Here is a 9,867-nt window from a genome sequence, read left to right on the forward strand (position 1 = left end):
CTCCTCCACCCCCTACCCCGGTATGAGGCGCGGGTTGGCTCCCCGGTCTGACGTGCCGGCCGGCACCTCCTTCCTACCTTCCTCGGCACCACGAGGAAAGGGGATGGGGACATGGGCCGCTTCGCGAGGACCCTGGCCACGGCCGCACTGGCGGCGGCCGTGGCGGCGGGGAGCGCCGGCTGGGCCGCGGGCGAGGACCGGCAGGCCGTGGTCGCCGGCCCGCCACCGGGGGCCGCCGCCTGGCGGGCGGACACGGTGTCGGGGCGTGCGCTGCCCGATCCGGCGACGGCGCCGCCGCAGGAGGTGGTCCGGTTCTTCGCCGCGCTGGACGAGGCGGGCCGCCGGGAGCTGCTGCGCCGCCACCCGCTGGTGCTCGGCAACCTGGACGGGGCCCCCGTCGCCCTGAGGTACGAGGCGAACCGGCGGGCCGCGCTCGCGACGGGCGAGGCGCGGTGGGCGCCGTTCGCGTCGCCGCAGCGGCAGGTGCTGGCCTTCGACCCGCGGGGGCGCGGCCTGGTCGCCGAGGTGTTCGGGGACCTGGAGCGGGCGGGCCACGTCGCCGTGGTGGTACCGGGGTCCGACAGCGACGCCGCCCGGTACGACGACCCGGGCCGGGCCCCGTACACCGGCCCGGCCGGCATGGCCCGTTCACTGCGGGCGGCGGCCGGGGAGGACACGGCGGTGGTGGCGTGGGCCGGCTACACCACGCCCGTCGGGGTGGGCCTGGACGCGGCGACCGGCCGGCTCGCGGAGGCGGGGGCGGCCCGGCTGGTGCGGTTCGTGCGGGGGCTCGACGCGGTCGGCGCGCCCGATCCGGTGCTGTTCGGCCACAGTTACGGCTCGGTGGTGTGCGCCCTCGCGGCGCGGGACACGGACGCCACGGACGTGGTCGTCTTCGGCTCGCCCGGGCTGCGCGCCGGGTCGGCGGCTCAGCTGCGGACCGGCGCCCGCGTGTGGGCGGCGCGGGGGCCGTCCGACTGGATCGCGGACGTGCCGAACGTCCGGTTCGCCGGGCTGGGCCACGGCGCCGACCCGGTGTCGGCCGGGTTCGGTGCGCGGCGGGTCCCCGCCGGCGACGTCCGCGGCCACACCGGCTACCTCGCGCCGGGCACGGGGACGCTGGCGGCGTTCGCCGCGATCGCCCGGGGCGGTGCCCGATGAGCGCCGCGGCCGCACTGCGGCGGGCAGCGGAGCGTGTCGACCGGCGCACGCCGGCGCACCGGGACCGGGCCGTGGACGGGCTGCGGGCCCTGGCCCTGCTGGCCGTGCCGGCCGGGCACTGGATGCTCGGCGGGTTCACCCTCGACGCGGACGGCGGCCTGCACAACGCCAGCCCCCTTTCGGCGTTCGGGGCGCTTGCGCCGGCGAGCTGGGTGCTGCAGATGCTGGGGATCTTCTTCCTGGTCGGCGGGTACGCGTCCGTGCTGTCGTACCACCGGCGCACGGGCTCGGCCGGGGCGTGGCTGCGCGGCCGGTTCGCCCGACTGGGGCGGCCGGTCCTCGGGGTCGCCGCCGTGTGGGCGCTGGCCGCGCCGGTCCTGTACGCCGCCGGGGTCCCGGAGGCGACGCTGCGGACCGCGGCGACGCTCGTGGTCCAGCCGCTGTGGTTCGTCGGCGTGTACCTGGTGGTGACGGCGCTGACCCCGTACTGCGTGCGGGCGGCGCGGCGCCTCGGCGGGTGGGCGGCGGCCCCGCTGCTCGCGTCGGTGGCCGCGGTGGACTTCCTGCGGTACGGGCCGTTCGCCGCGTCCGTGCCGGGCTGGGTGGCGGTGCTGAACGTGCTGCCGGGCTGGCTGTTCGCCTACCAGCTGGGCGTCGCGTGGGGCGGGGGGCGGATCGGGCGGCGGGGCGCCCGGCTGCTGCTGGCCGGCGGCGCCGTGCTGTTCGCGGTGCTGCTGCTGGTCTTCCACTACCCGGCGTCGATGGTCGGCGTGCCGGGCGCGGCCCGCACGAACTCGCACCCCCCGTCGCTGCTCGTACCGGCCCTGGCCGCGGCGCAGTCCGGTGCCGCGCTGCTGCTGCGGGAGCGGCTGGCGCGGCTGCTGGCCCGGCCCGCCCTGTGGGCGCCGGTGGTGGTGGTCAACGTGTGCGCGATGACGGTGCTGTGCTGGCACCAGACGGCGATGCTGGCGGCGGCCGTGCCCGGCGCGGCGTTCGCGGGCGAGGTGGCGGGGCTGACGACGGCCCCCGACAGCGCGGCCTGGCTCGCGGCGCGGGCCGCGTGGCTTCCGGTCTTCGCGGTGCTGCTGGTGGGGATCGCCCGGTACGCGCGGCGGTTCGAGGAGCCGTGGACGCGGGTTCCGGCAGCCCGGCGGGCGGCAGCCGCGCTGCTGGCGGCGGGCTTCGCGGTGTTCGCCCTGGGCCTGGCCTGACCCGGGCTGCCGGGGTGGGGCCGGGGGCGTATACGCGAGAGCGCCGCTCCCCTGCACGGGGGCGGCGCTCTCCTGATGCGGTCCGTCAGGCCGTCAGGCGATGGATGCGGCGACGATCGCGGCGACCGACAGGTTGCAGCAGGCCGTCACCCACACCGCCGGGTGCGGCTCCGGGTCGACCACTATGGCGCCGAGCTTGCCGGGGGTGACCCAGTCCAGGACGAGGAAGGCGATCGCCATCAGGACGAGGCCGAGGAGGCCGAACGCGGCCGTGGACATCAGGCCCTTGTCGAAGTCGTTGTAGGTCGTCCAGATCGAGGTGAAGACGATGCCGCCTATGCCGAGGAGCGCCGAGCTGAGCGTGACAGCCGCGTTGCGGTTGCGCTCCTCCCAGATGAGCTTCGGCAGCTTCCCGGGCGTCAGCACGTCCACCAGCACGATGCCGAGGATCAGCAGGACCAGGCCCAGTGCGCCGTAGGCGCTGGTGCGGCCGAGTCCGTCGAGGATGTCGCTCATAGAGAAGCCTGTCTTCGCGGGGGTCGGGGGATCGTCGGTACCGGTGGCAGGTGCCGGAGCAGTGGCCGAATCTATCGCACGCGCCCGCCCCGGACCATGGGCAGGTCGCCGCCGGACGGCGGCCGGCGGGGTCCGCCTCCGCACTCCCGCCACGGCGGAGCCCCAAAACGGTTCGGACCAGGGTGAGTTGCCGCACGCCGTTGACCTCAAGCCGGATCGAGGTTCTAGCGTGCGGCCCATGGACATGGAAGTCACCGCCTGGACCTCGATGCACGGTCTGGTCAACGCCCGGCAGGAGCGCCGCCGGATCTCCCGGGCGAGCCTGCGCCGTATCGCCGCGTTCGCCCGCCCGCACCGCCGCAGGCTCGCCCTGTTCCTCGCCCTCAGCAGCCTGACCGCCCTGCTGGCGGTGGCCTCCCCGGTCCTCGCCAGCAGGGTCGTCAGCGCCGTCGTCGCCGGCCGGGAAGCCTCCACCGTGGTCCGGCTGGCCCTGCTCATCGCCGTCGTCGCCGTCGCGGAGGCCGGGCTCGGACTGCTCGCCCGCAGGCTGTCGGCCGCACTCGGGGAGGGCCTGATCCTCGACCTGCGCACCGCCGTCTTCGACCACGTGCAGCAGATGCCGGTCGCCTTCTTCACCCGGACCCGGACGGGCGCGCTCGTGAGCCGCCTAGGCAACGACGTGATCGGCGCGCAGCGGGCGTTCAGCAACACCCTCTCCGGGGTGGTCGGCAACACCGTCACCCTGCTGCTGGCCCTGGCCGTCATGCTGGGCATCTCCTGGCGGATCACCCTGCTGGCGCTGCTCCTGCTGCCCGTGTTCGTCGTGCCGGCGCGCCGGATGGGGATGCGGATGGCGGCCATGCAGCGCGAGGCGGCCGCGCTCAACGCCGCCATGAACACGCAGATGACGGAGCGTTTCTCCGCGCCGGGCGCCACCCTCGTCAAGCTGTTCGGGCGGCCCGCCGACGAGTCCGCGGAGTTCGCGGCCCGCGCCGGCCGGGTCCGCGGCATCGGCATCCGCACCGCAATGGCCCAGTCGGTGTTCGTCACCGCGCTCACCCTGGTCTCGGCGCTGGCCCTCGCCCTCGTGTACGGGCTCGGCGGCTACCACGCCCTGCGCGGCAGCCTCGACGCCGGCAGCGTCGTCGCCCTCGCGCTGCTCCTGACCCGGCTCTACGCCCCGCTGACCGCGCTGGCCGGCGCACGCGTCGAGGTGATGAGCGCCCTCGTCAGCTTCGAGCGGGTCTTCGAGATCCTCGACCTCGAACCGCTCATCGCGCAGAGGCCGGACGCCGTGGCGGTCCCCGACGGGCCGGTCTCCGTCGAGTTCGACCGGGTCTCCTTCGGCTACCCCTCCGCCGACAAGGTCTCCCTCGCCTCGCTGGAGGAGGTCGCCTCCCTCGACACCCGCGGCGGCACGCAGGTGCTGCACGAGGTGTCGTTCCGCGCCGAGCCCGGCCACATGGTCGCTCTCGTCGGCTCCTCCGGGGCCGGCAAGTCGACCATCGCGCAGCTCCTGCCCCGGCTGTACGACGCCGACGGGGGCTCCGTCCGCATCGGCGGCGTCGACGTCCGGGACCTGACCGCCGAGTCGGTCCGCGACACCGTCGGCATGGTGACGCAGGACGGCCACCTCTTCCACGAGTCCGTCCGGTCGAACCTGCTGCTGGCCCGGCCGGACGCGAGCGAGGAGGAGGTGTGGGAGGCCCTGCGCCGCTCCCGGCTCGACGACCTGGTCGCCGCACTGCCGGACGGCCTGGACACGGTCGTCGGGGAGCGCGGGTACCGGCTGTCGGGCGGCGAGCGGCAGCGGCTGACGATCGCTCGCCTGCTGCTGGCCCGGCAGCGGGTGGTCATCCTCGACGAGGCCACCGCGCACCTGGACTCCACCTCGGAGGCCGCCGTGCAGGACGCCCTCGCGGAGGCACTGGCCGGGCGGACCGCCCTCGTCATCGCGCACCGGCTCTCGACGGTGCAGGCGGCGGACCTGATCCTGGTCGTCGAGGACGGCCGGATCGTGGAGCGCGGCACGCACGCCGAGCTGCTCGCCGCAGGCGGCCGGTACGGGGAGCTGTACCGGACCCAGTTCGCGGCGGGCGAGGGCACCCCGGCCGCCGTGTGACCGCCGGCGGCGCTCCGGCCGGACTCCCGGCCGGCGGGCCGCCGAGCGGCGGCGCACCGGCCGGGGGCGCATGATGCCGCAAGGACCCCGATCCCCACGCATGGAGCGAGCGATGGACATCAAGCTGGAACTGGTCGCCGTCCCCGTCACCGACGTCGACCGGGCGAAGGCCTTCTACGAGCAGGTCGGCTTCCACGCCGACCACGACGTCACGGTCAGCGACGACATCCGGTTCGTGCAGCTGACCCCGCCCGGGTCGGCCTGCTCGATCGCGGTGGGGCGGGGCCTCACCCGAATGGCCCCGGGGTCGCTCGACAACCTGCAAGTCGTCGTCAAGGACATCGAGGAGGCCCACGCCGACCTCAGGGGCCGCGGCGTGGAGGCGACGGAGATCCAGGACCTGCCCTGGGGCTCGTTCGTCTACTTCACGGATCCGGACGGCAACCGCTGGTCCGTCCAGCAGACCACCCCGCGCAACGCCGGGGCGCAGGCGTGAACCCCTGACGCGGCCCTTGGTGCCGGCCCGCCCGGAGGGCCGGCACCGGACTCCGTGTGATACGTACGACCCGACCGGCCTGACCGGCCGCGAGGGCGGGCGGGGCGACGAGGAGTGCGGGGTGAAATGGTGGCGGCGGACGGCGCGCAGGGCGCGGCGGGCGGTGGGCGCGTCGTGGTGGTGATGGGGGTGGCCGGGACCGGGAAGACGACCGTGGGGCGGCTCCTCGCGGAGGCGCTCGGTGTTCCGTTCGCGGAGGGCGACGACCACCACCCGCCGGCCAACGTCGCGAAGATGTCCGCCGGGATCCCGCTGGACGACGGCGACCGCCGGCCGTGGCTCGACGCCGTCGCCGCCCTGCTGCGCGAGCGGCCCGCCGGCACCGGTGCCGTGGTGTCCTGCTCGGCGCTGAAGCGCGCCTACCGCGACCGGCTCCGCGCGGCCGTACCGGATGCCGTGTTCGTGCACCTCGCCGGCGACCGCCGGCTGATCGGGAGCCGGATGGCGGCGCGCACCGGGCACTTCATGCCCCCCGCCCTGCTGGACTCGCAGTTCGCGGCGCTGGAACCGCTCGGTCCGGACGAGCGGGGTGTCGTCGTCGAGGTCTCCGGCACGCCCGGGGAGACCGCGGCCCGCGCTCTCGCGGCCCTCGCCGCGGGCGGCGGCGGCCGCCCCCGGCCCTCCTGACGCCGGGGGGGGCGTCAGCGGTCCTGGAGGCGTGCCGCGGCCAGCGCCAGCCCGTCCGCCGCGGTGGAGCAGCGCTCGGCGAGGGCGGCGACCTCGGCGCGGAACGGCGCCGCGGGCGGCCCCTGCCGCTCCAGTTCCCCGGCGGCGGCCCGCAGCCGGTCCGCGTGGACGCGCAGCGCCTCGCAGTGGGCGCGCAGGCCGTCGGCGGGGTCCGGTGCGGCCGCCCGGAGCCGGGGCGCGGCCGTCACCGGGCCCGCCAGGGCTGGACGAGGAGCAGGCCGCCCGTGCCGAGGAGGCCGAGGGTGTGCACGCACCCGCGGTGGTCCGACCGCGGTGGCGCGGAGCCGGCGCCGGCCCGGGTGCGGCGGCGGCGCGCCCTCCCCCGCCGGCGGCCGTGCCCGCGCCCGCCGTCCCGGGTGAAGAAGGCCCGTACGGCGGCCCCGAGCCCCTGGAGGGGTTCGGCGGTCACGGCGCGCCCGGTCGCGACCTGCCAGCCGGCGTGGTCGTTGAACGGGTTGGCGTCGGTCAGGGCGTTCCAGGCGAAGAGGTCGGCGAACGAGGGTGTCAGCAGGGCGAACGCGCGCTCCGCGCCCTGCTCCCGCATGACGCGGCGGAAGCCGCGGACGGCGGCCGCCTGCCGGTCCTCGTCCACGGCGCGCAGGATGGCCGCCCCGTCCGGGTCGGCGAGCAGTCCGGCGCGGTCCAGTCCGGCGGCCCGGATGCGGGCCTTCAGGCCGCAGACGGCGAGGCTCACGGCGAGGCTCTCCCGGCCGGTCAGGACGCCCGCGAGCCAGCCGGCGCGGGCGACGCCGCGGCCGCGCGGGGCCCAGCCCAGGCCGGCGGGGTCGGTGAGGGTGCGCAGCAGGGCGCGGCGGGCGCGGTTGCGCCGGCGGTGTCCGCCGGGCCTGCGGGGGCCGATGCAGCCTGTGCGGGGCCGGCCGGGCCGGTGGGCGGGGAAGCGGGGGCGCAGGGCGAGTTCGGTGGCGAAGCGGGCGGCCTCGGCGACGGCGTCGGCGGCCTCGGCGAGTTCGCGGCACACGGCGCCCAGCAGCTCGGCGTCCGGTGCGGTGGACGCGGAGGAGGTCACGGCGTCGGACATGGGAACCTCGCGGGGAAGTCGGTGGTGGGGAGGGCGTCGCCGGCGGTGCGTCAGCGACGGGTGAGGGTGAGCCGGATGGCGCGCGGGTCGAGGACCGCGGGCAGCGGCCCGTGCGGGTCGAGCACCGGCCGGGTGCCGGTGATGCGGCTCCGGCGCAGTACCTCGGCGCAGAGTGCGGTGGTGATCAGCAGGCCCAGGCGGTCGCCGGGGCAGCGACCGGGTCCGTGGCCGAACGGCGCCATCCGGAGGTCTTCCTCCGCCCCGGGCGTCTTCCACCTCCCGGGGACGAACACGTGTGCGGCGGGGACGTGTTCGGCATCGCGCTGGTGGAAGTGGGCGGGGAGCAGGACGCGGGTCCCCGCCGGGTGGCGCACGCCCCGCCACACGGTCTCGGTGCGGGTGGTGCGGACCAGGTCGGGCGCCGCCGGGTAGAGGCGCAGCGCCTCTCGTACGCAGCTGTGCAGGCGGGCCAGTTGGCCGGGGTCGGGGCAGGCGGCGGCCTCGGCGGCGGCCGCCGCCTGCTCGGCGGGGTGGGCGCCCAGCAGGAGCAGGGTGCGCAGCACGGTGGCGGGGACGCTGTCGAGGACGGGCGCCCAGGGGTGCGCGGGGCATCCGGGGCCGGGGTGGGTGTGCCGGTCCGGGCGGGTGTCGGGGCCGGGGCGGTGCGGTCCGCGCCGCCGCAGCAGGAGTCGGCCGAGCAGGCCGGCGGCTCCGGCCCGGCCCTCGGCCGGGGCGGCGGGCCCGGCGCCGGCGGCGGGCGCGAGCCGCCGGGCGGCCCGGGCGACGGCCTGCCGGAGGCGGACGAGTTCGAGCGTGGCGGCGGAGGCCAGCGGGCGGATTTCTTCGGCCGGTACGGTCCGCAGTGCCTCGGCGGGCGGCAGCGGGGGCGCCGCGGCCGCGCCGCCGGGGGCGCCGGCGGGGCAGTCGTAGAACTGCCGCATCTCGCGGCGGTCCAGCAGGACGAGGACGGGCCCGGAGATGCCGTGCACCAGGACGGGTGCGCCGCCGTGGCGGTCGCGCAGCTCCCGCAGGGCCTCCGCCGGGAAGGCGGGGCGGGTGCCGGGGACGCTGCGGACGAAGAAGGGGAGCGCGCGGGTGGCGGCGAACCGGACGGACTCGGCCCGCCCGGCCCGCGGGGACGGCCCGCGCTGTGCGCGGGTGGCGACCGCTGGGGTCGTTCCGGGGCCGGTCACGGGCGCACCGCCTCCCCCGGGTCGGCCCGCCGGCCGCCGCGGCGGCGCCCCTGTCCCCTGCGGGCCCTGTGGCCCGCGCGGGGCGGGTTCGGGAAGCGTGCGCGGGCGGTGCCTCCGCGCAGTGGGGAACCAGCGGTGGGTGACATGGGGCTCACCGTACGTCGATCTTGGAGGGGGCGCGCTCCGAGCGCGCGCCCGTACGGCGGTCCCTGCGCCGGTGCGGGGCCGTGCGGGGCGGGAGCCGGGCGGTTCCCCGTACCGGTGCGGGCGGCAGCCGTCCGGGCGACGCCGCCCGGTACGGGGGCGGGGCCGTCAGGTGGCGCGCGGCGGGGCGAACACCGCCTCGCGGAACGCGGCCCGCGGGCCGCCGTCCCCGCCGGCGGGCAGCAGGACCGCCCAGCGCCGGCGGCGGGGGCTGACCCAGACCGCGGCGGTGTCCCCGTACGACCAGGTGCCGTGCGGTGCCGGGTGCCAGAGCAGGCCGCGGGCGGGGGTGAGTTCGCCGGTGCGGATGCGGAGGGAGCCGTCGGTCCAGGTGCGGGCGACGGGGTGGTCGGAGGGGGAGACGAGGTGGGTGAGGAAGCGGGCGAGGTCGGTGAGGGGGGTGCGGAGGGTGCCGTCGTCGAGGCGGGTGCGGGTCATGCCGAGGGGCTGCCAGACGAGGGTGGCGGCGAGCCGGCCGAGCGGGGCGCCGCCGAGGTGCTCGGCGAGGCGGGTGAGGGCGGCGTCGGCGTCGCGGGCGGGGCTCCGGCGGGTGAGGAGCTGGTGGGCGGTGGCCCCGGGAGGGAGCCCGGCCGCGGCCCGGTCCCCGTAGGCGGCGAGCGGGGTGTGCAGGCCGAGCGCCTCTCCTGCGACGAGGCTGCCGAGGACGGGCCAGAGCGCGAGTACGCCGGCCAGGCCGCCGGCGTCGTGCAGGGCCTCTTCGGGCGGGGCCGCGTCGGCGGCGGCGGGCCCGAGGGGCGGGGTGGAGCCGGCGAGGGGGCCGTGGGGGCCGCCGACCGCCCAGGCGGCCCGGGTGCCGGTCCGGTGCAGTGCCTCCCGCACCCGGGCGGCCAGGTGGTCAGCCTCCTGCGGGGACGGGGCTTCCGGTTCGGCGGCCGCCGGTGCCGGCCGCCCCGGGTTCCCGGGCTGCTCGGCGGCGTCGCTCTGGAGCGTCATGGTGCCCCACGCTAACCACCGGCGGGCGGCCCGTGCGGACGCGGCGCTGCGCGGTGTCCGCCGGCCACCCGAATGCCCCGCGGCGCGGAGGGGGGGGGGGGGCGGGGGGGGCCCCCCCCCCCGGGGGGGTCCCCCCCCCCCGAGGGGGGGTCCGGTTTGGCGGGTGGGCGGTGTTGCCCCCTTCCCCGGGTCTTGTGGGCCTTGCCCGCCTTCGGGGACTTGTT

10 protein-coding genes are annotated in these 9,867 nt (G+C 77.8%); 5 read left to right on the forward strand and 5 right to left on the reverse strand.

The window, feature by feature from the left end:
• Positions 1–111 precede the first annotated feature (111 nt).
• The gene (locus tag ACZ462_RS03950; protein ID WP_467805050.1) at positions 112–1,161 is read left to right on the forward strand and encodes an alpha/beta hydrolase; all 1,050 of its coding nucleotides are present in this window, start codon (positions 112–114) and stop codon (positions 1,159–1,161) included.
• Positions 1,158–2,372, forward strand: a complete 1,215-nt coding sequence (locus ACZ462_RS03955) for an acyltransferase family protein (protein WP_467805049.1) — start codon at positions 1,158–1,160, stop codon at positions 2,370–2,372. Before ACZ462_RS03950 ends, ACZ462_RS03955 begins: the two co-directional genes overlap by 4 nt.
• Positions 2,373–2,465: 93 nt before the next feature.
• On the opposite strand, the gene ACZ462_RS03960 is transcribed toward ACZ462_RS03955, so the two are convergent.
• Entirely contained in the window at positions 2,466–2,888 is a 423-nt protein-coding gene (locus tag ACZ462_RS03960; RefSeq protein WP_467805048.1) for a DUF350 domain-containing protein, read from the reverse strand.
• A gap of 238 nt (positions 2,889–3,126) precedes the next feature.
• On the opposite strand from ACZ462_RS03960, the gene ACZ462_RS03965 reads away from it, so the two are divergent.
• The 3 genes from ACZ462_RS03965 (at position 3,127) to ACZ462_RS03975 (ending at position 6,193) form a co-directional block, all read left to right on the forward strand.
• The gene (locus ACZ462_RS03965; RefSeq protein ID WP_467805046.1) at positions 3,127–5,010 is read left to right on the forward strand and encodes an ABC transporter ATP-binding protein; all 1,884 of its coding nucleotides are present in this window, start codon (positions 3,127–3,129) and stop codon (positions 5,008–5,010) included.
• 112 nt (positions 5,011–5,122) lie between these two features.
• Positions 5,123–5,506 carry a VOC family protein gene (locus tag ACZ462_RS03970; protein WP_467805044.1) on the forward strand — a complete coding sequence of 128 codons (384 nt, stop codon included), beginning with the start codon at positions 5,123–5,125 and terminating at the stop codon, positions 5,504–5,506.
• Between the two features lie 126 nt (positions 5,507–5,632).
• Positions 5,633–6,193 carry a gluconokinase gene (locus ACZ462_RS03975; RefSeq protein ID WP_467805043.1) on the forward strand — a complete coding sequence of 187 codons (561 nt, stop codon included), beginning with the start codon at positions 5,633–5,635 and terminating at the stop codon, positions 6,191–6,193.
• A 14-nt stretch (positions 6,194–6,207) separates the two neighbouring features.
• Here ACZ462_RS03975 and ACZ462_RS03980 read toward each other — a convergent pair whose 3' ends face one another.
• From ACZ462_RS03980 to ACZ462_RS03995, 4 genes are all read right to left on the reverse strand, one after another.
• The gene (locus ACZ462_RS03980) at positions 6,208–6,441 is read right to left on the reverse strand and encodes a hypothetical protein (protein WP_189807531.1); all 234 of its coding nucleotides are present in this window, start codon (positions 6,439–6,441) and stop codon (positions 6,208–6,210) included.
• The gene (locus tag ACZ462_RS03985) at positions 6,438–7,292 is read right to left on the reverse strand and encodes a hypothetical protein (protein ID WP_467805041.1); all 855 of its coding nucleotides are present in this window, start codon (positions 7,290–7,292) and stop codon (positions 6,438–6,440) included. Before ACZ462_RS03985 ends, ACZ462_RS03980 begins: the two co-directional genes overlap by 4 nt.
• Positions 7,293–7,342: 50 nt before the next feature.
• On the reverse strand, positions 7,343–8,485 hold the full coding sequence (locus tag ACZ462_RS03990) for a cytochrome P450 (protein ID WP_467805040.1): 1,143 nt from the start codon (positions 8,483–8,485) through the stop codon (positions 7,343–7,345).
• Between the two features lie 312 nt (positions 8,486–8,797).
• Positions 8,798–9,643, reverse strand: coding sequence for a serine hydrolase domain-containing protein (locus tag ACZ462_RS03995; protein WP_467805038.1), 846 nt, complete (start codon positions 9,641–9,643; stop codon positions 8,798–8,800).
• Positions 9,644–9,867: the final 224 nt, after the last annotated feature.

This window comes from Streptomyces sp. NPDC031121 (assembly GCF_055570615.1).

Bases quoted from the DNA above. Each gene is read 5' to 3' on its own strand.
- ACZ462_RS03950 (WP_467805050.1), top strand. From the start codon at position 112: ATGGGCCGCTTCGCGAGGACCCTGGCCACGGCCGCACTGGCGGCGGCC.
- ACZ462_RS03955 (WP_467805049.1), top strand. From the start codon at position 1,158: ATGAGCGCCGCGGCCGCACTGCGGCGGGCAGCGGAGCGTGTCGACCGG.
- ACZ462_RS03960 (WP_467805048.1), bottom strand. From the start codon at position 2,888: ATGAGCGACATCCTCGACGGACTCGGCCGCACCAGCGCCTACGGCGCA.
- ACZ462_RS03965 (WP_467805046.1), top strand. From the start codon at position 3,127: ATGGACATGGAAGTCACCGCCTGGACCTCGATGCACGGTCTGGTCAAC.
- ACZ462_RS03970 (WP_467805044.1), top strand. From the start codon at position 5,123: ATGGACATCAAGCTGGAACTGGTCGCCGTCCCCGTCACCGACGTCGAC.
- ACZ462_RS03975 (WP_467805043.1), top strand. From the start codon at position 5,633: ATGGTGGCGGCGGACGGCGCGCAGGGCGCGGCGGGCGGTGGGCGCGTC.
- ACZ462_RS03985 (WP_467805041.1), bottom strand. From the start codon at position 7,292: ATGTCCGACGCCGTGACCTCCTCCGCGTCCACCGCACCGGACGCCGAG.
- ACZ462_RS03995 (WP_467805038.1), bottom strand. From the start codon at position 9,643: ATGACGCTCCAGAGCGACGCCGCCGAGCAGCCCGGGAACCCGGGGCGG.